A 22,445-nucleotide genomic window follows, 5' to 3' on the forward strand; every position below is an offset into this window, starting at 1 on the left:
GTCTACCTGGGCAGTCCTGCCGTTACGCTCACCGCCATGAGCGAGGCTGAATCCGTGGTGGACTCCGCACGGCTGCAGGACGGAGTTGTCGATCTACTGGGGGTGCTGGCCTACGGCGAGCTTTCCGCGTTCGACCGGCTGTCGGAGGACGCCCGCAGCGCGCCGACCCTGGCCGGGCGCGCGGCGCTCGCGGTGATGGCGGCGGCCGAGATCGGGCACTACAGCAAGATCGAGCACTACCTCACCCGGCACGGTGTGCGGCCGACCGAGGCGATGGAGCCGTTCATCCAGCACTTCGAGGCCTTCCACGCCTCGACGCCGCCGCGCAGCTGGCACGAGTCGCTGGTGAAGGCCTACGTGTTCGACGGCCTGGCGGCCGACCTGTACAGCCAGCTGGCGCACTGGCTGGACGACTCGACCAAGGACCTCGTGCTGGGTGTGCTCGCCGACACAGGCCACTCGGCGTTCGCCGAGCGCGAAGTCCGCGCGGCCTGCGAGGCGGACCGGGCGCTGCGTGACAAGCTGACCCTGTGGGGCAGGAGGCTGCTGGGCGAGGGATTGACGCAGGCCCAGTACATCGTGGCCGAGCGCGACGGCCTGACGGAGCTGATCGTGACGGGATCCGGCGACCTCGCCGGGATCGCGGCGCTGTTCCGTCGGCTGCAGCAGGCGCACGGCAAGCGGATGACAGCCCTCGGACTCGGATAACCTTGCCTCGTCACCAAGTGCGGGGAACAAAGCTGGAGGTCAGCGTGGAGGTCAAGATCGGCGTGGTGGACAGCCCGAGGGAGCTGCTCCTCACGAGCAACCTGTCGCCCGACGAGGTTGAGGCGCTGGTGGCCGACGCGCTGAAGAACCCCGCGGGCCAGCTGACCCTCGTCGACGACAAGGGTCGTCGCTACATCATCCCGGCGGCGCGCGTGGCGTACGTCGAGATCGGCACCGCCGACACTCGCAAGGTCGGCTTCTCCGTCAAGGCCTGACCTTGGCTCTCGTGAGTGGTCAGCCGGGTGGGAACTCGGCTAACCACTCACGAGGTCTGTCGCGAATGGGGGCCTGCTTGTGCCCATCACCCGGTATCGGTTCCACGGGTCCGGGTCGGACAGTTCGGCGACGGCCTCGCCGTGCGGGGTTCGCACAGTCGCCTTGATCTTCTTGCCGCTCGCGAGCTCGGTCAGGTCCTGGTTCTGCTTGATGCGGCCGTACCAGCGGTAGTAGCCGTCGATCGGTTGGAAGTAGCCGCGCAGTTCGAGCTCGACCGCCAGCTCCTTGTCGTCGATCAGCAGGGTGGCCGGGCCGGTGTAGCCCTCTTCGTCGTGTTCGTGACCGTCGCTCATCGGGCTCTCCTCAGCTGGACCACTTTGTTGATCTCGATCGGCTTGTCCGGGTCGATCTGGATGTCGTGCTGGCGCAGGAAGCCGTCGATGGCCGACCAGATGATCGTGGTCAGGTACTCCACGAGCGCGTCGCGCGTCATCGACCTGCGGTCCAGCCACCACTCACCGGTCGTCTGCACCATCCCGACGATCGAGTACGCCCACGGTTCCGCCGCGCCCGAGTCGAGCCCCAGTGCGCGCATGTAGTCGCCGAGCAGGCTCGTCAGGGCCGCCGCGATCATCTCCTTGTCCTCGCGGACGGGGTCGGAGTCGACCGGCCTGCCGTTGAAGGCCTTGCGGGCCAGCATCCGGTAGAGGTTCGGGTGGTCCTCGATCACGCTGAAGAAGGCGTCGAGGCTCTTGCGGATCCTCGGCACGGGGGCTTCCTCGCGGTTGATCGCCGGGATCAGCCGTTCGAACAGGATCTCCGTACCGCGCTGGCCGAGCGCGACGAACAGGTCCGCCTTGTCGGTGAAGTGCCGGTAGAGCACCGGTTTGGTCACGCCCGCCGCCGCGGCGACGTGTTCCATCGCGAGGTCGGGACCGTGTTCGTCGAGTGCTTTCAGTGCCGCTTCCACGAACTCCGCGCGACGGGCGGCGCGGTGTTCGCGCCAGCGCTCACGCCGTGCGTCGCCGTCTCTCTTGACACCTTCGCCCATGCGCCTGCATGCTACCAGAGGTAACTGTTACTTCAGGTAACACTAAAGGGGTGTCAACGATGAGCCGCGTGGTGCGAGTTGCCGAGGGATCCGACCGCGAGAAGACCGCCGAGCGGCTGCTGAACTCGTCGGCCGACAAGTTCTACGACCCCCAGGTCGACATCGACTGGAACGCCCCGCTCAACGAAGGCATGTACTACACGCCGGACCACCGCGTCTCGCTGTACGGCACCCATCTGTGGGACCGGTTGACCCCCGAGCAGCGCATCGAGCTGAGCAAGCACGAGGTCGCCAGCGTCGCCAGCAACGGCATCTGGTTCGAGGTGCTGCTGATGCAGATGCTGCTCAAGGACGTCTACCGGATCGACCCGACCACCCGGCACGCCCAGTACGCGCTGACCGAGATCGCCGACGAATGCCGTCACTCGACGATGTTCGCCCGCTTCGTCGAGCGGGTCGGCGCACCCGCGTACGGGCCACCCGCGATCCTCAAGAAACTGGGCAAACTGCTGCCCGTGATCGGCTACGGCCCCGCGCTGTACGGCTCGATCCTGGTCGCCGAGGAGATACTGGACCGCATCCAGCGCGAGAGCATGGCGGACCCCAACGTGCAGTCGCTCGTGCGCATGGTCAACAAGATCCACGTGCTCGAAGAGGCGCGGCACGTCACGTTCGCGCGCCAGGAAGTCGTGCGCGGCATGAAGGAACTGCGCCGCTGGGAACTGCCGTACCAGCAGTTGCTCATCGCGGCCGTCTCCCACGGCATCACCAGCAGTCTGATCAACCCGCGCGTGTACAAGTCCGTCGGACTCGACCCGAGGGAAGCGGCCAAGGTCGCGCGGAACAACCCCTACTTCCAGGAGACGCTGCACTGGGCGGGGGAGCGGATCATGAAGTTCCTCGACGAGGCCGGACTGGTCGGCGGGCCGGGTATGGCGTTCTGGAAGGCGTCCTTCCTGGTCAAACGCTGACCGTGCGCCCCGGCCGCGGATCGGGGGCCGATCGGGATCAGTGCGGCTGCAGCGGGTAACCGCCACCGATGCCGCGCCACGCCAGCGTCGAGATCAGCTTCACGGCCTCGTGCTTGGCGATCGGCCGGTTGCTCGCCAGCCACGACTGGGCCGCGACCTGGCTGGCACCGACGAGGCCGACGGCCAGCAGCCGCGCCCGCTCCTCGTCCATGCCCGCGTCCGCGGTGATGGTCGCCGTGATCGCGTCCACACAGGCCTTGGTCGCGCGCTCGATCGTCTCGTGCACGACCGGCTCGCCGCGAATGTCCGACTGGAACACCAACCGGAACGCCTCACCCTCGCTGTCGACGAAGTCGAAGTACGCCCCGACGGCCGCCTGCACGCGCAGCTTGTTGTCGGTGGTCGAGTCCAGCGCACCCGTCACGCCCGCGATCAGCTGGTCGGCGTGGGTCTGCAGCAGTGCCATGTACAGCTCGAGCTTGCCGGGGAAGTGCTGGTAGAGCACCGGTTTGCTGACCCCGGCCCGCTCGGCGATCTCGTCCATGGCGGCGGCGTGGTAGCCGTTTGCGGCGAACACGTCCTGTGCCGCGGCGAGCAGTTGCGCGCGCCGGGCAGTCCTGGGCAGCCGGGCGCTCTTGGTGCCCTGCTGGATCGTTTCCGACATACGGCCTCCTCGCTTCTCCCCAACCTTACTCGCCGGTATGTCCGTCGGGCGGGTGTCTCGGCATTCGAGCCCGCATAACCACTCTGAACTGCGGGCACACTGGAAAAATGAACCTGACCAGTGAGCGCGCCCCGCTGACCAGAGTCCCGCTGTCCGACGCGCCGCGTCCGCCACTGGACACCACGCAGCTGCCGTGGCCCGGCGAGTACGTCGAGGCCGGTGGTGTCCGGCTGCACATCCGCAGGACGCCGGGCCCGTCCGACGAGACGGCGGTGTTCGTGCACGGCCTCGGCGGATCGTCGATGAACTGGACCGACCTGGCCGGGCAGTTGTCGCTGCACGCGCAGGGCATCGCCGTCGACATGCCGGGAGCGGGTCGGTCCGAACCACCCACCGGGTACACCTTCGACCTGGCCGACCAGGCCGAGACGCTGGCCGCGTTCGTGCGTGGTCTTGGTCACGGACCGGTGCACCTGTTCGGCAACTCGCTCGGCGGGGCGACCGCGATGATCCTCGCGGCCCGCCACCCCGATCTGGTGAAGACGCTGACGCTGGTCTCGCCCGCGGTCCCGGACCTGCGGCCGTTCCCGAGCCGGATGTCCGACCGGCGGATCCCGTTCGCGATGATGCCGATCATCGGCGCGCGGTTCAGACGCCAACTGGCCATGCTGACGCCCATGCAGCGCGCGCAACAACTGGTGAACCTGTGTTTCGCGGACCCGTCGATGGTCCCGCCGCACCGGCTGCACGAGACCGCGAACGAGTTCGTCGAACGATCGAAGATCACGTGGGCGGCGCAGGCGCTGATGAGCCTGACGCTGGGCCTGTTCCGGGCCTGGCTGGTGCCGCCGTCGCAGTCGCTGTGGCGGATCGTGCCCCGGATTTCCGCGCCCACGCTGGTGATCTGGGGCGCGGAGGACAAGCTGGTGACTGTCCGTAAGGCGCCTCGAACCGCGCGGCTGCTGCCCCGCGGACGCCTGCTTGTCCTGCCCCGCACCGGACACGTCGCGCAAATGGAACGGCCAGAGACCGTGGCGCGGGCCACGTTGGGGCTCTGGGAAGCACAACGGGAGGGGGCCTGGTAACCCAGCCGGTTGCGCCATCGTTATCGGAGAGTGATGTGGCACCCTGTAGGTCGTGAGCCGGATGACGCAAGGAGGAGACGTCTCGCCGCCCAAGAAGTCACGTTCCGGAGCATCACGCGCGTCCACGCGGGGACCCCATGGACGTCGCACGACTGATGACCGGTACGAGCGTGGCACGCGACGCGCGTCCGGCGAACCACTGGCAGCGGCGTGGAAACCGGACGCCGAGAACGCCGAGGAGTCGTATCGGCGCATCCCGCCGGTCCGCAAGCGCGGCATCCTGGCCGTCTACGGCTGGCGGCTGTACGCGATCCCGATCCTCCTGGTGATCACCGCGCTCGTGGTGTGGGACACCACCAACACCGAGCCGACCGGCAAGACGCAGCAGGTGGGCAACACCGCGGCGGCGATCGGCGGCACCAACGAGGTCCCCACGGACACCCCGGACGCCACCGAGAAGCCGGTCACCCCGATCGACGCCAAGATCCCCACGGCGGAACTGCCACCGGGCCGTGACTTCACCCAGGCAGGCCCCGAGACGTTCCGCGTGGTCCCCGGCACCGGACCCAAGGTCGGCCAGGGCACGCAGAAGACGTACACGTACTCGATCGAGATCGAGAACGGCATCACCGCGACGGACGTCGGTGGCGGGGACGACGCGTTCGCCGGACTGGTCGACTCCACCCTGGCCGACCCGCGTGGCTGGACAAGCGATCCACGCATCGCGGTGCAGCGCGTGACAGACAAGCCTCTCGTGCGCATCTCGCTGACCACGCCGGAGACGACGCACAAGCTGTGCGGGCGAACCATCCCGTATGAGTCGTCGTGCCGGTTGTCCCGTGACGGTCGCGTCGTCATCAACCTCGCCCGATGGGTGCGTGGGGCGTTGGCCTTCAACGGTGACATGGGGCTCTACCGGGTCTACGCCATCAACCATGAGGTTGGTCACGCGTTCGGCCGCGGTCACGAGGGCTGTGCGCAGAACGACGGGCTCGCGCCGGTGATGATGCAGCAGTCGTTCGGCGTGAACAACAACTACGTTGCCCAGCTCAACGACGCGGTGCCGGGCACGCGAGACCCGGTGAAGGCGGACGGGAAGGTCTGCAAGACCAATCCGTACCCCAACCCGCAGGGTAAGCCGCCCGGTTCCTGATCCCGCAATGTGGGCATCGCGGAAGCATCCGGCCCCCGGCGGTGTTGGATTGGAGCGGACGCTTAGGAGGAGTCGATGCCAGGTAGTTCGCTGCCGCCGCTGGTGGAGCCCGCCGCGGAGCTGACCAAGGACGAGGTGGCCCGCTACAGCAGGCACCTGATCATCCCAGATGTTGGAGTCGACGGTCAGAAGCGGCTGAAGAACGCTCGTGTGCTCGTCGTCGGCGCGGGTGGCCTCGGCAGCCCCGCGCTGCTGTACTTGGCCGCCGCCGGTGTCGGCACGCTCGGAGTCGTCGACTTCGACGTGGTGGACGAGTCGAACCTGCAGCGCCAGGTGATCCACGGCGTGTCGGACGTCGGCAAGCCGAAGGCGGTCTCGGCGCGCGAGTCGATCGCGGAGATCAACCCGTTCGTCAAGGTGAACCTGCACGAGGCGCACCTGAACTCGGAGAACGCACTCGAGATCTTCCGCGACTACGACCTGATCCTGGACGGCACGGACAACTTCGCCACCCGGTATCTGGTGAACGACGCCGCGGTGCTGCTGGGCAAGCCGTACGTGTGGGGTTCGATCTTCCGCTTCGAAGGCCAGGTCAGCGTCTTCTGGGAGGACGCGCCCAACGGCAAGGGCCTCAACTACCGGGACCTCTACCCGGAGCCGCCGCCACCCGGGATGGTCCCGTCGTGCGCGGAGGGCGGCGTGCTCGGTGTGCTGTGCGCGTCGATCGGTTCGGTCATGGTGACCGAGGCGATCAAGCTGCTGACGGGCATCGGCGAGCCGCTGCTCGGCAGGCTGATGGTCTACGACGCACTCGAGATGAGCTACCGGACCATCAAGATCCGCAAGGACCCGGAGAGCCCGAAGATCACCGAGCTGATCGACTACGAGGCGTTCTGCGGAGTCGTGTCCGACGACGCGCAGAAGGCGGCCGCCGGGTCGACCATCACCCCGCGTGAGCTGAAGGAGAAGTTCGACCGGGGCGACAACTTCGCGCTCATCGACGTCCGCGAGCAGCACGAGTACGAGATCGTGTCGATCCCGGGCGCCGTCCTGATCCCGAAGGACCGGATCCTGTCCGGCGAGGCGCTGGCGCAACTGCCCCAGGACAAGCCGATCGTGCTGCACTGCAAGTCGGGCGCCCGCTCGGCGGAAGCCCTTGCCGCGCTGCACAAGGCGGGATTCGCCGACGCTGTGCACGTGGGCAGCGGCGTGCTCGGCTGGGCGCGGGACGTCGACCCGAGCCTGCCGACGTACTGAGGTTTTCTCCGGTGACGGCCCCACGGTTCGCCGTGGGGCCGTTTCACGTGTCGCCCAAGGAGCTCAGCAGGCCGCGCAGCGAACCGGCCAAGTGATCCCGTTCATCCGCGGGCAGTGCTGAGAGCAGGCGGGTCTCATTCGCCACGTGGGCCGCGAGGATGTCGTCGACCAGTGCTCTGCCCTCGCCGGTCAGGCGGACGCGGACCGAGCGGCGGTCTTGTTCGTCGGGGACGCGCTCGACGAAGCCCCGGGCTGTCAGGCGGTCGATCCGGTTGGTGATCGCGCCGGACGTCACCATCGCCGTCCGGATGAGCGCACCGGCCGTCAGCTCGTAGGGCGATCCTGACCTGCGGAGCGCCGCCAGGACGTCGAACTCCCAGCTCTCCAGGCCGTGTCCGGCGAAGAACTCCTTGAGCTCGCGGTCGAGTACGCGGGACAGCCGGGAGATCCGGCCGACGATGCCCATCGGCCACGGGTCGATGTCGGGGCGCTCGGTCCGCCACTGGGCCAGGATCTCGTCCACCGCGTCGCGCATCGGCCACCAACTGTCTCAACGTTCACCTACTTGACGGGAAGGCTACCTCCGGGCGGCCCGTTGTACGCGGTACACCGGCGTCGCCATTCCCACGCCCCCGACACGAATGGCGTGGCGGGGAGCCTCAATCGGGGCGGGACGCGGTAGCGTGCCTGCCGATGGGTACTCCGAAGCCGCCACCACCTCACGTCCGTGCCGCGTTCGGCGCACGGGACGCGGAGCCGGAGTTGATCGACGCCGGTCCGATGTGGCGATGCGGGGACGGCGCCTTCAAGCCGGCCAACAGCCCAGCCGAAGCGGCATGGGTCGCGAAGGCGCTGGGCGAACTGCACGTGCCCGGTCTGCGGATCGGGCGGCCGTTACGAAGCACCGACGGCCGCTGGGTCGTCGGTGGCTGGGCGGCCTACCGCTTCATCGAGGGCCACGCCGAGCCACGGCACGACGAGGTCATCGCCGTCTCGCTCACGCTGCACGAGGCGTTGAAGAACCTGCCGCGTCCCCGCTTCATCGACGCCAGGCAGGACGTGTTCGCCGTCGCCGACCGGGTCGCCGGTGGCGAGCTCGACATGCCGTTGAAAGCCGACCGCGGCGGTGAGCTCTTCGAGGAGCTCAGCACCAAGCGCAAGCCGACCAAGCTGACCAAACAGGTCGTCCACGGCGACCTGTTCGGCAACGTGCTGTTCGTCGGCGAGGCCGACCCCGGCCTGATCGACTTCCGGCCGTACTGGCGCCCGACGGAGTGGGCGGCGGCCGTGGTCGTCGTCGACTCCCTGGCGTGGGGCGGTGCCGACGACGGCATCATCGGCCGGTGGGCGCATCTGGCCGAATGGCCGCAGACGCTGCTGCAGGCGTTGCTGTTCCGGCTGGCCGTGCACGCTCTGCACCCGAAGTCCACTGTCGAGTCGTTGAAGGGCCTCACCCGGGTCGCCGAGCAGGTCGACCAGCTGCTCTGAGTGCGGCCGACCGGACCGGCTCGCCACCCTCACGGTGGAAAAAGGTCCGCTGAGCAGCCAACGTCGCATAGTCGAAACATGGCCGCATCAAGAGGTAACAACGGCTCCTTAGCGTCTTGCGCGTGATGGCCGAGACGCATTGCCCTTACTGCGCGCTGCAGTGCGCGATGACACTGGACGGCGCCCAAGTCACGCCACGCGAGTTCCCCACGAACCGGGGTGGGTTGTGCCAGAAGGGCTGGACGTCCGGCGCGTTGCTCACCAGTCCTGTCAGGTTGACCACGCCGTTGTTGCACGGCCGCCCAGTGAGCTGGGACGCGGCCCTCGATCACATCGCCGAACGGATCGAGCGCATCCAACTCGACCATGGACGCGACGGCATGGCCGTCTTCGGCGGTGGGGGGCTCACGAACGAGAAGGCCTACGCGCTGGGCAAGTTCGCCCGTGTCGCCCTGCGGACCTCGCAGATCGACTACAACGGCCGGTTCTGCATGTCGTCGGCCGCGGCGGCGGGCACCAAGGCGTTCGGCGTGGACCGCGGGCTGCCCTTTCCCGTCACGGATCTCGACGCCGCCGACGTCATCCTCCTGGTGGGCGCCAACCCGGCGGAGACGATGCCGCCGTTCATGCAGCACATCAAGGCCGGTCTGATCGTCGTCGATCCGCGCCGCACCGCCACCGCCGAGCGGGCCGCACTCCACTTGCGCCCCGCACCCGGCACCGACTTGGCTCTCGCACTCGGAATTCTGCATTCAGCCTTCAGCGAGGGATATGTAGAACACGATTACATTGAACGCAGAACTCAGAACTTCGAGGACGCGTGGCGGATTGCGGCGGCGTGGTGGCCGGAGCGCGTGGAGCGCGTCACCGGAGTCGCGGCGACAGACCAGCGCACAGTGGCGCGAATGCTGCATGAGGCCAAGAACGCCTACATCCTCACCGCACGCGGTGCGGAACAGCATGCGAGCGGCACGGACACGGTCAGCGCGTGGATCAACCTGGCGCTCGCGTTCGGCCTGCCCGGCACGCCCGGCAACGGCTACGGATGCCTGACCGGACAGGGAAACGGCCAGGGTGGCAGGGAACACGGCCAGAAGGCCGACCAACTCCCGGGATACCGCAAGATCGACGACCCAGCGGCACGCGAGCACGTTGCGAGGGTGTGGGGCGTCGACCCGCGTTCCCTACCCGGGCCCGGCCGATCGGCATACGAACTGCTCGACGCGCTGGGCCGCCCCGACGGACCGAAGGGTCTGCTTGTCTTCGGCAGCAACCCGGTCGTCTCCGCGCCGCGCGCGACACACGTGACCGAGCGGCTGAAAGCCCTTGACCTGCTTGTCGTCGCGGACTTCGTGCCGAACGAGACCACGGAGCTCGCCGACGTCGTCCTGCCGGTGACCCAGTGGGCCGAGGAGGAAGGGACCCTGACCAACCTCGAAGGCCGGGTGCTACACCGCAGGCCCGCGCTGTCGCCGCCGCCCGGTGTCCGCTCGGACCTGGGAGTGCTGCGGGAACTCGCGATCAGGCTGGGCGCGCCGGCGAAGATGTTCCCCACCATCGCCGAGGAGGTGTTCGACGAGCTCGCCGAGGCCTCCGCCGGTGGGATCGCCGACTACTCGGGCATCACCTACGCCAGGCTGCGTGACGGCGAAGCGCTGCACTGGCCGGTGCCCGACCGCCGCCACCCCGGCACACCAAGGCTTTTCACCGAGCGGTTCGGGCACGCGGACGGCCGGGCCCGGTTCGCCCCTGTCGACCACAAAGGACCGGCTGAGCCTACTGACGACGAGTTCCCGCTGATGGCGACGACCGGGCGGGTGCTGGCGCACTACCAGTCCGGTGCCCAGACCCGACGGATCGACGAGCTCGTCGGCGCCGTGCCGGAGTCCTATGTAGAGGTACATCCGGACACCGCCGCACGAGCCGGTCTCGCCGACGGCGACATGGCCACAGTCGAGTCGCGGCGCGGCGAGGTCTCCGCCCGAGTCCGGTGTGTGGTGTCGATGCGACCGGACACCGTGTTCCTTCCCTTCCACTTTCCGGGTGTGCACAGTGCGAACCGGTTGACCAATCCGGCACTCGACCCGGCGAGCCGGATGCCCGAGTTCAAAGTCTGCGCGGTTCGTCTACTCCATGGGGGCATCGAATGATCCCACGTCAGGTGGTCGTGGCCGGGTACGGGATGGCCGGTGCCCGATTGGCCGAGGAAATACTCAGGCGTGACAAGGAACGTGGACACATAGCACTGACAGTTCTCGGTGCGGAACCACACATTGCCTACAATCGTGTGTTGCTGTCCGGCGTCGTCGCGGGGACCATGAAACCGGAAAACGTTACGTTGCACGGTGACGAATGGCGCGAGAAAGTCCGGCTCGGCATGAGTGTCACGGGGATCGACCGGGGCGCGCGCAAAGTCACGCTCTCCGACGGCAGCACGATCGGCTACGACGTCCTGGTCCTGGCCACCGGCAGTCGCGCGTGGATCCCGCCTGTGCCCGGTCTGCACCCGCAAGCCCCTGGCGTGCACACCTTTCGGACACTCGACGACTGCGCGGGGATCCTCGGTGCGGCCCGGCCAGGTGCGCCGGTGGCCGTGCTCGGTGGCGGACTGCTGGGAATCGAGGCCGCGCGCGGGCTCGCGGCCAGGGGCTGTCAGGTGACCGTGGTGCACCCCGTCGGGCACCTGATGGAACGCCAGCTCGACGAGGCGGCAGGCAGAGTGCTCGCTGCGCAACTGTCCACATTGGGTGTCGAGGTCCGGGTCGGCGCGAAGGTCACCGGCTACGCACCCGGTGACGGCCTGAAGCTCGACGACGGACTGGTTCCCGCGGACATGGTCGTGGTGACCGCCGGTGTGAAGGCGGAGACCGACCTGGCCACCGCGGCCGGGCTGGACGTCGACCGGGGCGTCCTGGTCGACGACTGCCTGCGCACCAGCGATCCGCGGATCCACGCGATCGGCGACTGCGCGCAGCACCCGGGCACGACGGCCGGGCTCGTGCAGTCGGCCTGGGACCAGGCCGAGGTCCTCGCGGACCTGCTGACCGGGACGAACGTGGCGAAGCGGTACCGGGGGACGCCCGTCGTCACCCGGCTCAAGGCCAGGGACGTCGACCTGGCGGCACTGGGCGACGTGCACGCCGACGTGCACACCGCGGACGCGGAAGTCCTGTGCCTCAGCGATCCGACGCGCGGCCGGTACACGAAACTGGTGATCAGACAGGACCGTGTGGCAGGGGCGATCATGATCGGCGCGCCGGACGCGGCGGCCACGATCACCCAACTCTACGACAGCCGCGTGCCCGTGCCGTCCGACCGGCTGGCCGTCCTGTTGGGACGCGCCTTGCCGACCTCGGCGACGGCCGCGGCGAGCCCGGCCGAGCTGCCCGCCAACACTGTGGTGTGCCGGTGCAACTCGGTGACGAAGGCCCAACTGATCACGGCGTGGCGATCCGGCGCCACCGACGTACGCGGACTGGCGTCGGCCACGAGGGCGACGACCGGGTGCGGCAGCTGCCGCGACGCGGTGTGCGGCATAGCCGATTGGCTCTCCGACAAGACACAGGGATGAACATGAAGCGTATCGGTGGACGGTGGATCGACAAGTGGGATCCGGAGGACGAGGAGTTCTGGGCGAACGGCGGCAAGCGGGTCGCCACCCGCAACCTGTGGTTCTCGGTCTTCGCCGAGCACCTGGGTTTCTCGATCTGGACACTGTGGTCGGTCATGGTCCTGTTCATGGGCCCGCAGTACGGCCTTTCCGCCGCGGACAAGTTCCTGCTGGTGTGCACACCGACGGTGGTCGGCGCCCTGATCCGGATCCCGTACACGTTCGCGCCCGCCAAGTTCGGCGGTCGCAACTGGACGGTGTTCTCGGCGGGTCTGCTGCTGATCCCGACCGTCCTCGCGGCGGCCGTGATGCAACCGGGGACATCGCTGGGGACGTTCATGCTCGTCGCCGCGCTCGGCGGAGTCGGCGGCGGCAACTTCGCGTCCTCCATGGCCAACATCAACGCCTTCTACCCGGAACGCAGCAAGGGCTGGGCGCTCGGCCTCAACGCGGGCGGCGGGAACATCGGCGTGGCGGCCATCCAGCTGATCGGCCTGCTCGTGATCGGCACCGCGGGTGCGGGCGCGCCGCGGATCGTGCTGTACATCTACGTGCCGTTGCTGATCCTCGCGGCCATCGGCGCGTTGCTGTTCATGGACAACCTCGGCACGATGAGCGGCGACACCAAGGCACTGCGTGAGGTGGTCAAGGATCCGCAGTCGTGGGTGATGTCGTTCCTGTACATCGGCACGTTCGGCTCGTTCATCGGCTACAGCTTCGCTTTCGGTCTCGTGCTGCAGAACCAGTTCGGCCGTACGCCGATGCAGGCCGCGTCGCTGACGTTCCTCGGCCCGCTGGTCGGTTCGCTGATCCGGCCGGTCGGCGGCTGGCTGTCCGACCGGGTCGGCGGCGCGAAAGTGACACTGTGGACGTTCCTCGCGCTCGCCGTCGGCACGACTGTCACGATCGTCGCGTCGAACGCGGACTCGTTGCCGTTGTTCGTCGCCGCGTTCATCTCGCTGTTCTTCTTCTCCGGACTGGGCAACGGGTCGACGTACAAGATGATCCCGGCGATCTTCCACGCCAAGGCGCAGTCCGCGATCGAGGCCGGAGCCGAGAAGCAGGAGGCGCTGCTGCGGGCCCGGCGGCTGTCCGGTGCCCTGATCGGCCTCGCCGGTGCGATCGGGGCGCTGGGCGGGCTGTTCATCAACCTGGCGTTCCGCGAGTCCTTCATGACCGCGAAGACCGGCGTTCCCGCGTTCGTGGCGTTCCTGGCCTTCTACGGCGTCTGCTTCGCCGTCACGTGGGCGGTCTACCTGCGCAAACCGTCGCCCGTCAAGAGTGGGGAGCACGTCCTCGCAGGTCTGTGACCTGCACGGGGAGGTTCCTTTAACGCGTCGGAAACACCGGTGAACCCGGTTCGACACGCTCACGATCCAGCATGGGACGTGCCAACCAGGGAGGGCCAACTTCTATGACGCGGACTCTGGTCATCGTCGGTTACGGAATGGTCGGTCACCGTCTGGCGCAAGCCATGCGCGACCGTGACGTGGCCGGTGCGTGGCGAATCGTAGTGCTCGCGGAGGAAACGCGGCCGGCTTACGACCGGGTCGCCTTGTCCTCCTATGTGGACACATGGGATGCCGGTGACCTGACACTGCCCGGTGTCGAGGGTGTGGACATCAGGCTCGGCGAGACCGCGCTGGAGATCGACCGGGCCACCCGGGAGATCATCACCAGCAGGGGCGAGCGCGTCGACTACGACGCGCTCGTCCTCGCCACCGGCTCGAAACCGTTCGTGCCACCGGTTCCCGGTCGTGACCTGCCGGGGTGTTTCGTCTACCGCACGATCGACGACCTGGACGCGATCCGCGCGGCCGTCGAGTCGGCCGGGCGCACCGGCAGGCGCGCGGGCATGGTCCTCGGCGGCGGCCTGCTCGGCCTGGAGGCGGCCAACGCGCTGCGGGGGATGGGACTTTCCCCGCACGTGGTCGAACTCGCGCCGCGGCTGATGCCGATCCAGGTCGACGACGGCGGTGCGGGCCTGCTGCGCGACCTGGTCCAGAAGCTGGACCTGACAGTCCACACGGGAACGTCCGCCGAGGTGATCGAGCGCGACGGGCGGCGGATGGTCGTCAAGCTGACCAATGGCGTCGAGCTCGACGTGGACGTGGTGGTGTTCTCCGCGGGCATCCGGCCTCGTGACGACCTGGCCAGGGCCATGGGCCTGACGGTCGGAGCGCGCGGTGGTGTCGTCGTGGACGAAGGCTGCCGCACGGACGACGAGAACATCTACGCCATCGGCGAATGCGCGTGCGTCGACGGAATGGTCTACGGCCTTGTGGCGCCCGGGTACGCCATGGCCGAGGTCGTGGCCGATCGCTTGCTCGGCGGGACGGCCACGTTCCCCGGTGCGGACACGTCCACCAAGCTGAAGCTGCTCGGTGTGGACGTGGCCAGCTTCGGCGACGCGCACGCCACCACCGAAGGCGCGCTCGAAGTCGTGTTCAACAACGCCGTGGCCGGTACGTACGCCAAGGTCGTGGTGTCCGACGACGCCAAGACACTGCTGGGCGGCGTTCTGGTCGGCGACGCGAGCACGTACACCGTGCTGCGCCCGATGGTCGGCCGCGCGATCTCCGGCGACCCGGCCGCACTCATCGCGCCGGCGGGGACCGACATCGCGATGGGCTCGTTGCCCGACGACGCCCAGGTCTGTTCGTGCAACGCGGTGACCAAGGCCACGATCAAGGGTGCGATCGCCGAAGGCTGCGCGGATGTGCCCGGGCTCAAGAGCCGCACCAAGGCGGGCACCACCTGCGGCTCGTGCGTGCCGATGCTCAAGCAGTTGCTCGCCGAAGCCGGTGTCGTGCAGTCGAAGGCCCTGTGCGAGCACTTCGAGTACAGCCGCGCGGAGCTGTTCGAGATCGTCGCGGGCTCCGGCGCGCGCACGTTCACCGAGCTGATCACCAAGCACGGCACGGGTTCCGGCTGCGACATCTGCAAACCGGTGGTCGCGTCCATCCTCGCCTCACTCGGCACCGGACACGTGCTGGACGGTGAACAGGCTTCGCTGCAGGACACCAACGACCACTTCCTGGCCAACCTGCAGCGCAACGGGACGTACTCGGTCGTGCCGAGGATCCCCGGCGGCGAGATCACCCCGGCCAAGCTGATGGTGATCGCCGAGGTCGCCAGGGACTACGGGCTGTACACCAAGATCACCGGCGGGCAGCGGATCGACCTGTTCGGTGCCACCGTCGACCAGCTCCCGCACATCTGGCGGCGGCTGGTGGACGCGGGCATGGAGTCCGGCCACGCGTACGGCAAAGCGTTGCGCACCGTGAAATCCTGCGTCGGCACGACCTGGTGCCGTTACGGCGTGCAGGACTCGGTCGCCCTGGCCATCCAGCTGGAGCTGCGGTACCGGGGATTGCGGTCGCCGCACAAGCTCAAGTCGGCGGTCTCCGGCTGCGCGAGGGAATGCGCCGAGGCGCGCGGCAAGGACTTCGGTGTGATCGCCACCGAGCACGGCTGGAACCTCTACGTCGGCGGGAACGGCGGGTTCAAGCCGCGCCACGCGGATCTGCTCGCCTCCGATGTGGACACCGAAACGCTGATCAGGCTGATCGACCGGTTCCTGATGTTCTACGTCCGCACCGCCGACCGGTTGCAGCGCACGTCCGCGTGGATCGAGGCGATGGACGGTGGACTGGACCACCTGCGGGAGGTCGTGGTGGATGACAGCCTCGGCATCTGCGCCGACCTGGAAGCCGCGATGCGCCAGCACGTCGGCTCGTACGCCGACGAATGGCGTGGCGTGCTGGAAGACCCGGAGAAACTAGCCAGGTTCACCTCGTTCGTCAACGCGCCCGGCACACCCGACCCGACGATCTCGTTCCGTGCGGAGCGTGGCCAGCGGGTCCCCGTCCAGTTGGGCATTCCGGAGGTGGTCTCCCGATGAGTGTCGAGTTCCCGCTCGCCAGCCTGCTGCCCAACCGTGGCGTGGCCGCGTTGTTGCCCGGCGACGTCCAGGTCGCGGTGTTCCGCACCAGCGACGACCAGGTCTACGCACTGTCCAACATCGACCCGTTCTCCCGCGCTGCGGTGATCTCGCGCGGCATCGTCGGTGACCGTGGTGGGGTGCCCGTCGCCGTCTCGCCGATGCACAAGAACGCCTTCGACCTGCGTACCGGGGTGTGCGTGGACGACCCGGAGGTGTCGCTGAAAGTGTTCCCGGTGCGCGTGGACGCGGGCGTGGTCATGGTCGGGGCGCCGTGACGCTCATGGTAGAGACCGAGGTTCCGCCGCTGGCCGGGTACACGGTCGGTGTGACGGCGGCCCGTCGTGCGGACGAGCTCACGGTGTTGCTGGAACGACGTGGTGCCAATGTCATGCAGGGCGCGGCGATCCGGATCGTGCCGCTGCCGGACGACATGCGGCTGCGGGCGTCGACCGAGGACATGATCGCGGACCCGGTGGACTTCGTCGTGGTCACGACGGCGATCGGCTTCCGCGGCTGGGTGGAGGCGGCCGAGGGGTGGGGCCTCAGCCCGGCACTGCTTGACGTGCTCGCGCAGGCGGACGTGTTCGCCCGTGGCCCCAAGGCCAAGGGCGCCGTCCGCGCGGCCGGTCTGGTGGAGAGCTGGTCGCCAGCGTCGGAAAGCAACTCGGAAGTGCTCGAACACCTGCTCGAGTCCGGTGTGGACGGCAAGCGCGTGGCGGTCCAGTTGCACGGCGAACCCCTGCCGCACTTCGTCGGCAGCCTGCGGGCGGCGGGTGCGGAGGTCGTCCAGGTCCCGGTGTACCGCTGGACCCTGCCTGCCGACGTCGGCCCGCTCGAGCGCTTGCTCGACGCGGTGCTGGTCGGGCAGGTCGACGCGTTGACGTTCACCAGCGCACCCGCGGCGGCGAGTGTCCTCGCCATGGCCGAGAGGCAAGGACGCACGGAAGCGCTGCTGAACGCCTTGCGTGGGCCGGTTCTGCCGGTGTGCGTCGGATCGGTGACGGCCGGGCCGTTGCTGGCCGCCGGAATCCCGGTCGCCCAGCCGGACCGGCCGCGGATCGGTGCACTGGCCAGAACGGTCACGACCGAACTGCCCGCGCGTGCGACCCGGCTGCGGATCGGTGACCGCGCACTGGAACTGCGTGGACAGGCGGTCGTGGTCGGCGGTGTGTTGCGAGTCGTACCGCCCGCGCCAATGGCCGTCCTGCGAGCGTTGACCGCGTCACCTGGGCGTGTGCTGTCCCGGCCTGCTCTGGTCGGTGTGCTGCGCAGGCATTCCGGGCGGGACGAGAGCGTGGACGCGCACGCGGTGGAGACAGCGATCGCCCGGTTGCGGTCCGCGCTGGGGGATTCGTCGCTCGTGCAGACGGTTGTCAAGCGTGGCTACCGGTTGGCGATCCCGGTATGACGTTGGTCCTGGTCGCGCACGGCACTCGTGACCCAGCCGGTCGTGAGGTAGTGCACTCGCTGGCCGCTCAGGTGCGCGCTCGTCTGTCCGATGTGGATGTGCGGGTGGCTTTCGCTGACGTCTGTTCGCCTGGCGTGACCGATGTGCTGCGGACGGTCGACGGGCCCGCGGTGCTGGTCCCCGCTTTTCTTGCCTCCGGGTATCACGTCAGGATCGACATCCCCGCGCAGGTCGAAGCGTCGGGGCATCCGGCAGCGGTGGTGACGCGACCGCTTGGGCCGTCCCTCGTGACTGTGGCGTATGAGCGTCTCGTCGAAGCCGGGTGGAGCGGCGAACCGATCGCCTTCGCGGCAGCGGGTTCGTCGGATCCGCGTGCATTGGCCGACATTCACCGTGCGGCAGGGATGTTGAGGGCGCTCGCCGGGGTTGACGTCGAGGTCGGGTATGTGACGACCGCTCGGCCGAGGATCACGGATCTGGTTCGTGGCCGGAGATTCGCGATCGCTTCGTGGCTGTTGGCTCCCGGGTTGTTCCACCGGCTTCTGCGCGACTCTTCGGCGGGCATTGTCGCGGAACCGATCGGTGCTCACGAGCGTGTCGTCGATCTCGTCGAGCGCCGGTACCGTGGCGCACTTCTGCCAGTAACACTCGGCGGGTAGCCATCGATCTTGTGGCGGAAGGCGTTTCACGCGAAGTGCTGACTGGGGGAAAGGGAATCACGGGCGGAGTAAGCCGACTGCGTCGATTGACGCAACCGGTTGCTCCGTAGGGCCTCCAGAAGGAAATTTCGACCGTCGAAGGGGAATCGGTGATCAGACCCGCACGTGTGCTCGTCAGTGCGATCGCCTTGTTCAGCTTTGTTCTTCCAACGGCTGCTGAAGCACAAGCAGCCTGCACCTGGCAACGGGCTGAGCTGCCCGCGCCAGAGGGACACACCAAGCCCGTGGTGAAGGGGATCGGCGGCGAGTACGTGGTCGCCGAGACGACCACAGCGTCCTCGACGCACAACGTGGTTCGTTGGCACAAAGGTGTGGCCACAGTTCTCGGTTCACCTGCGCAGGACCCGACGTACTACATGACGCCGATCGACGTGAGTGCCAACGGAACGGTCCTGGCAACGTGGACGAAGGTGGGCTCGCCATGGGAAAGCCACCCGTATGTCACCCTGCTGGACGGGACGCACAAGTTCCTCCCCGAACCGGGACCGGGAGCGCCGCCGGGGGCGGGGCCGTGGACGACGGCTAAGGCCATCAACGCCCACGGTGATGTCGTCGGCGACGTCGGCATGTACGACGACAACAAACTGGTCCTGTGGAAGGGCTCGGACTACTCCACGGCCAACGTTCTCGGTGCGGGTCACCCCATGGGCATCGACGACTCCGGCTTCATACTGAAGGCACCGGGAATCAAGGTGAAGCCGGGGCAGATCGCGAAGCCGCTGAAGAAGCCCGAAGGTGCGACGTCGATCTACGTCCACGGCTACGACAACGGTACGGCCATCGGAAACGCCAAGATCGGTACCGCTGAGAAGATGACGGTGTGGAACGACGACGGGTCCGTTCGCTACGTCGTCTCCGGCGGTCTGGGGCGTTCCGCCAACGCCAAGGGCATGGCTGTAGGCGGCACGGGTTGGAATGGCAACGACCCGACGTTGTGGCGTGACGGCCAGTCCGCCGAGCTGCCGACTCCGCCTCCGGTCGGTTCGACGACCTTCGTCACCGACCGGGACACGCTGGTCGGAAGCTACTCGGTCGGCAACGACGTCTTTGCCGCCGAGTGGACCTGCTCGTAGGGTGACCCCTTGAACAGGCTGGACGGCTCGGCAGCATCCCGCTGCCGGGCCGTCCCGGCCCCACGACAGTCCAATGGGGGACTCTGTGATCAGATCCGTACGCGTACTGGTCGGCTCGGTCGCGCTGGTCGGCCTGCTGTTCCCGGCGACCGCCCAAGCACAGGCGGCCTGCACGTGGCAGCGGACCGAACTGCCGGTGCCCGCCGGGCACGGCAATCCCGCTGTGAAGGGCGTCGGTGGCGAATACACCGTCGCGCAGACGATGGCAACCCCGACGCCCGGAATCGCCCGCTGGCACAAGGGTGTACCGACCTTGGTCGGGTCGCCGACGCAGGACCCGGCCTTCTACGGCGCTCCGCGCGACGTCAGCGCCAACGGGACGATACTGGCCGAACTCGTGCCGACGGCTGGTCCGCCTGTGGGTGAGCCGTATGTGACACTGCTTGACGGAACCCACAAGTCCCTGGGAACTCCGGCTCCCGGGCAGCAGAAGGTCGCTGTCGGCATCAACGCCAGCGGTGACGTCGTGGGTTACACGTCCATCGACGGCGTCCAACGGCTCGTCCTGTGGAGTGCTTCGGACTACTCCAAGCCGCAGATCCTCGGCGCGGGCGACCCGGTCGGCATCGACGACGACGGCTTCATCCTGGCGAAGCCGGGAATCAGGTATAAGCCGGGCGTGATCGCCAAGCCGCTGAAGAAGCCCGCAGGTGCCACGCAGATCCAGGTGCACGGCTACGACAACAACACGGCGGCCGGTTTGGCCGTCATCGGCGACACCTTCTACGCGACGGTGTGGAACGCGGACGGGTCCGTCCGATTCGTGCTGACCGCCGGTAAGGGGCAGTCGGCCAACAGCCAGGGGTCCGTCCTCAACGGTGGTCCGATCCACAAGCTGTGGCGTGCCGGTCAGGCCGCCGATCTGCCTGTTCCGGGGCCCGCGAACCACACGCAGGCGTTCGTGACCGAACGGGACACCATCGTCGGCAACTACCGCGACGACCTCGACGGCTACGCCGCTGAGTGGACCTGTTCCTAGTCAGAAAACCAAGGGGGATTTCTTGCTCAGATCCGTACGTGTGCTGGTTGGCTCGGTCGCATTGGTCGGCCTGCTTTTCCCAGCGACAGCCCAGGCACAGCAGGCCTGCACGTGGCAGCGCAGCGAGCTGCCCGTGCCAGCCGGGCATTCCGGTCCCGATGTGAAGGGGATCGGCGGTGAGTATTCGGTCGCGCTGACGGGATCGAATCCGGTGCCCGGCATCGTCCGTTGGCGCAACGCGCAACCGACGGTGCTCAGCCTGCCGACAACGGAACCGGGGCTCTACGGCACACCCATCGACGTCAGCGCGAACGGAACCGTCGTGGCCGTGTTGCGTTCGCTGAACGGTCCGGTGCTGAACAAGCCGTACGTCACCAAGGTGGACGGGACACACAAGTTCCTCGCCGACCCGGCTCCGGGCAAGCCAGGAAACCCTGTCGCCATCAACAGCCAGGGTGTCGTCGTCGGGCACGCCGACGTCGACGGTGCGCTGCGGCTGGTCCTGTGGAACGGACCGGACTACAGCAGTGCCACAGTGCTGGGTACGGGTGTGGCCATGGGCATCGACGACGACGGCTTCATCCTGGCGAGGCCGGGGATCAGGTACAAGCCGGGCGTGATCGCGCAGCCGTTGAAGAAGCCCGTTGGTGCGACGTCGATCGACGTGCTCGGCTACGACAACGGCACGGCGGTCGGTTCTGCCGTGACCGGCATGGTGTACCAAGGCGTGGTGTGGAACGCCGACGGCACTGTGCGTTACGTGCTGCCCGGTGGCACGGTGCGTTCGGCGAACAGCCAAGGCACCGCGATCGGCGACGGGGTCTCGGGCGCCAAGCTGTGGCGTGCCGGTCAGCCCGCCGATCTGCCCGTCCCAGGACCATGGATGGCCGGGAACTTCGTCACCGGGCGGGACACCCTGATCGGGACCTACTTGGACATCGAGGGCGGCAACGTCCACGCCGCCGAGTGGACCTGCTCGTAAGCCGCTAGAACAGGCTGGGCGGCTCGGCGTCTTCCTGCTGAGCCGCCTCAGCCCAGCGGTACTGGCGCATGTTCACGCGGTTGCCGTCCGCGAGGACGCCTTCCGCGCGCAGCCGCTCCAGTTGCTCCTCCTGCAAGTGTGACGCCGGGGTGCCGTCCGCGCGCAGGATCCGGTGCCACGGCAGGTCGTGGCCGTCCTCGGCCAGGATCCGGCCGACCAGGCGGGGCGACGGCGCGCCCGCGACGGCCGCGATGTCCCCGTAGGAGGCCACTGAGCCCGGAGGGACGCTTTCGACAACTTCACGCACGCGCTCGTGCAGCTTCTCGTCCATGTCAGCCGTTCAGGTCGTTCAGGTAGGCCAGGACCGCCAGCACACGCCGGTTGTCGTCCTCCGACGGCGGCAGCATCAGCTTGCTGAAGATGTTGTTGGTGTGCTTGCTGATCGCCTTCTCGGTGACGAACATCCGGGCGGCGATCGCCGCGTTGGAGCGGCCCTCGGCCATCAGCGACAGCACTTCCCGTTCCCTCGGCGTCAACGTGCCCAGCGGTTCGTCGCGTTCCCTGCGGGCCAGCAGCTGGGAGATCACGTCCGGGTCCATCGCCGTTCCGCCCGCCGCCACCCGGCGCACCGCGTCGACGAACTGGCCGACCTCGGACACCCGGTCCTTCAACAGGTAGCCGACGCCCCCGGCCCGGTCGGACAGCAGTTCCCGTGCGTAGAGCTGCTCGACGTACTGCGACAGCACCAGGATCGGCAGCCCGGGGACCTGTTTGCGGGCCTCGATCGATGCCCGCAGGCCCTCGTCGGTGAAGGTCGGCGGCATCCGGACGTCGACGACCGCGACGTCGGGCTTGTGCTTCACCAGCGCTTCCAGCAGTGCGGGACCGCTGTCCACGGCTTCGACCACCTCGAAGTCGTGCGCGGCCAGCAACCGGATCAGCCCGTCGCGCAGCAGGGCAAGATCCTCCCCAAGGACAACTCGCACGAGCAGACCCTACCGTGCGCGCACACAGC

General features: G+C 68.1%; 23 protein-coding genes. 17 read left to right on the plus strand and 6 right to left on the minus strand.

Translation table 11 applies throughout. From position 1 onward, the window contains the following. Window positions 1-36: 36 nt before the first annotated feature. Both ALI144C_RS34680 and ALI144C_RS34685 read left to right on the plus strand, forming a co-directional pair. Complete coding sequence (locus ALI144C_RS34680) at window positions 37-708, plus strand: ferritin-like fold-containing protein (protein WP_076991396.1); 672 nt, start codon at window positions 37-39, stop codon at window positions 706-708. A 44-nt stretch (window positions 709-752) separates the two neighbouring features. After that, complete coding sequence (locus ALI144C_RS34685) at window positions 753-983, plus strand: DUF3107 domain-containing protein (protein WP_076991397.1); 231 nt, start codon at window positions 753-755, stop codon at window positions 981-983. 39 nt (window positions 984-1,022) lie between these two features. Here the strand turns inward: ALI144C_RS34685 and ALI144C_RS34690 are convergent, their stop codons facing one another. Together ALI144C_RS34690 and ALI144C_RS34695 are read right to left on the minus strand one after the other, a co-directional pair. Next, window positions 1,023-1,337 (minus strand): DUF4873 domain-containing protein, encoded by a 315-nt coding sequence (locus ALI144C_RS34690; protein WP_076991398.1) that lies wholly within the window; start codon window positions 1,335-1,337, stop codon window positions 1,023-1,025. Next, window positions 1,334-2,035 (minus strand): TetR/AcrR family transcriptional regulator, encoded by a 702-nt coding sequence (locus ALI144C_RS34695; protein ID WP_076991399.1) that lies wholly within the window; start codon window positions 2,033-2,035, stop codon window positions 1,334-1,336. The genes ALI144C_RS34690 and ALI144C_RS34695 overlap by 4 nt, the downstream gene beginning before the upstream one ends. 59 nt (window positions 2,036-2,094) lie before the next feature. Between ALI144C_RS34695 and ALI144C_RS34700 the strand changes: the two genes are divergently transcribed. Further along, window positions 2,095-3,006, plus strand: coding sequence for an AurF N-oxygenase family protein (locus tag ALI144C_RS34700; RefSeq protein ID WP_076991400.1), 912 nt, complete (start codon window positions 2,095-2,097; stop codon window positions 3,004-3,006). 37 nt (window positions 3,007-3,043) lie between these two features. On the opposite strand, the gene ALI144C_RS34705 is transcribed toward ALI144C_RS34700, so the two are convergent. Then, on the minus strand, window positions 3,044-3,670 hold the full coding sequence (locus tag ALI144C_RS34705; protein WP_076991401.1) for a TetR/AcrR family transcriptional regulator: 627 nt from the start codon (window positions 3,668-3,670) through the stop codon (window positions 3,044-3,046). A 107-nt stretch (window positions 3,671-3,777) separates the two neighbouring features. Between ALI144C_RS34705 and ALI144C_RS34710 the strand changes: the two genes are divergently transcribed. The 3 genes from ALI144C_RS34710 (at window position 3,778) to moeZ (ending at window position 7,165) form a co-directional block, all read left to right on the plus strand. Beyond that, window positions 3,778-4,755, plus strand: a complete 978-nt coding sequence (locus tag ALI144C_RS34710; protein ID WP_076991402.1) for an alpha/beta fold hydrolase — start codon at window positions 3,778-3,780, stop codon at window positions 4,753-4,755. A 61-nt stretch (window positions 4,756-4,816) separates the two neighbouring features. Then, on the plus strand, window positions 4,817-5,908 hold the full coding sequence (locus ALI144C_RS34715) for a DUF3152 domain-containing protein (protein WP_076991403.1): 1,092 nt from the start codon (window positions 4,817-4,819) through the stop codon (window positions 5,906-5,908). Window positions 5,909-5,983: 75 nt separating this feature from the next. After that, complete coding sequence (gene moeZ, locus ALI144C_RS34720; RefSeq protein ID WP_076991404.1) at window positions 5,984-7,165, plus strand: adenylyltransferase/sulfurtransferase MoeZ; 1,182 nt, start codon at window positions 5,984-5,986, stop codon at window positions 7,163-7,165. 43 nt (window positions 7,166-7,208) lie between these two features. Here the strand turns inward: moeZ and ALI144C_RS34725 are convergent, their stop codons facing one another. Beyond that, on the minus strand, window positions 7,209-7,700 hold the full coding sequence (locus ALI144C_RS34725) for a MarR family winged helix-turn-helix transcriptional regulator (RefSeq protein ID WP_076991405.1): 492 nt from the start codon (window positions 7,698-7,700) through the stop codon (window positions 7,209-7,211). Between the two features lie 158 nt (window positions 7,701-7,858). Here ALI144C_RS34725 and ALI144C_RS34730 point away from each other — a divergent pair, with 158 nt between their 5' ends. The 11 genes from ALI144C_RS34730 to ALI144C_RS34780 all read left to right on the plus strand — a co-directional run bounded on the left by ALI144C_RS34730 (window position 7,859) and on the right by ALI144C_RS34780 (window position 21,430). Continuing rightward, the gene (locus ALI144C_RS34730) at window positions 7,859-8,653 is read left to right on the plus strand and encodes a TIGR02569 family protein (RefSeq protein WP_076991406.1); all 795 of its coding nucleotides are present in this window, start codon (window positions 7,859-7,861) and stop codon (window positions 8,651-8,653) included. Between the two features lie 125 nt (window positions 8,654-8,778). Next, on the plus strand, window positions 8,779-10,803 hold the full coding sequence (locus ALI144C_RS34735) for a molybdopterin oxidoreductase family protein (RefSeq protein WP_076991407.1): 2,025 nt from the start codon (window positions 8,779-8,781) through the stop codon (window positions 10,801-10,803). After that, complete coding sequence (locus ALI144C_RS34740; protein WP_076991408.1) at window positions 10,800-12,224, plus strand: FAD-dependent oxidoreductase; 1,425 nt, start codon at window positions 10,800-10,802, stop codon at window positions 12,222-12,224. The genes ALI144C_RS34735 and ALI144C_RS34740 overlap by 4 nt, the downstream gene beginning before the upstream one ends. A 2-nt stretch (window positions 12,225-12,226) precedes the next feature. Continuing rightward, complete coding sequence (locus ALI144C_RS34745) at window positions 12,227-13,573, plus strand: nitrate/nitrite transporter (RefSeq protein ID WP_076991409.1); 1,347 nt, start codon at window positions 12,227-12,229, stop codon at window positions 13,571-13,573. A 104-nt stretch (window positions 13,574-13,677) separates the two neighbouring features. After that, window positions 13,678-16,167 carry a nitrite reductase large subunit NirB gene (nirB, locus tag ALI144C_RS34750; RefSeq protein WP_076991410.1) on the plus strand — a complete coding sequence of 830 codons (2,490 nt, stop codon included), beginning with the start codon at window positions 13,678-13,680 and terminating at the stop codon, window positions 16,165-16,167. Beyond that, the gene (gene nirD, locus ALI144C_RS34755; RefSeq protein WP_076991411.1) at window positions 16,164-16,484 is read left to right on the plus strand and encodes a nitrite reductase small subunit NirD; all 321 of its coding nucleotides are present in this window, start codon (window positions 16,164-16,166) and stop codon (window positions 16,482-16,484) included. Before nirB ends, nirD begins: the two co-directional genes overlap by 4 nt. 5 nt (window positions 16,485-16,489) lie before the next feature. Then, on the plus strand, window positions 16,490-17,617 hold the full coding sequence (locus ALI144C_RS34760) for a uroporphyrinogen-III synthase (protein ID WP_076991569.1): 1,128 nt from the start codon (window positions 16,490-16,492) through the stop codon (window positions 17,615-17,617). Then, entirely contained in the window at window positions 17,614-18,276 is a 663-nt protein-coding gene (locus ALI144C_RS34765) for a sirohydrochlorin chelatase (protein ID WP_076991412.1), read from the plus strand. Before ALI144C_RS34760 ends, ALI144C_RS34765 begins: the two co-directional genes overlap by 4 nt. A 284-nt stretch (window positions 18,277-18,560) precedes the next feature. Then, a complete protein-coding gene (locus tag ALI144C_RS34770; protein WP_076991413.1) occupies window positions 18,561-19,409 on the plus strand; it encodes a hypothetical protein in 849 nt (282 codons plus the stop codon). Window positions 19,410-19,494: 85 nt separating this feature from the next. Beyond that, window positions 19,495-20,448 (plus strand): hypothetical protein, encoded by a 954-nt coding sequence (locus tag ALI144C_RS34775; protein ID WP_143231034.1) that lies wholly within the window; start codon window positions 19,495-19,497, stop codon window positions 20,446-20,448. 22 nt (window positions 20,449-20,470) lie between these two features. Then, window positions 20,471-21,430: a hypothetical protein gene (locus ALI144C_RS34780; RefSeq protein WP_143231035.1), complete on the plus strand. Its 960-nt coding sequence runs from the start codon at window positions 20,471-20,473 to the stop codon at window positions 21,428-21,430. 4 nt (window positions 21,431-21,434) lie between these two features. Here the strand turns inward: ALI144C_RS34780 and ALI144C_RS34785 are convergent, their stop codons facing one another. Together ALI144C_RS34785 and ALI144C_RS34790 are read right to left on the minus strand one after the other, a co-directional pair. Beyond that, a complete protein-coding gene (locus tag ALI144C_RS34785) occupies window positions 21,435-21,761 on the minus strand; it encodes an MGMT family protein (RefSeq protein ID WP_076991416.1) in 327 nt (108 codons plus the stop codon). Window position 21,762: 1 nt separating this feature from the next. Continuing rightward, entirely contained in the window at window positions 21,763-22,416 is a 654-nt protein-coding gene (locus ALI144C_RS34790) for a LuxR C-terminal-related transcriptional regulator (protein ID WP_076991417.1), read from the minus strand. Window positions 22,417-22,445 lie beyond the last annotated feature (29 nt).

Origin of the sequence: Actinosynnema sp. ALI-1.44, from assembly GCF_001984155.1 — a bacterium.
In the GTDB taxonomy this organism is placed as follows: Bacteria; Actinomycetota; Actinomycetes; order Mycobacteriales; family Pseudonocardiaceae; genus Kibdelosporangium.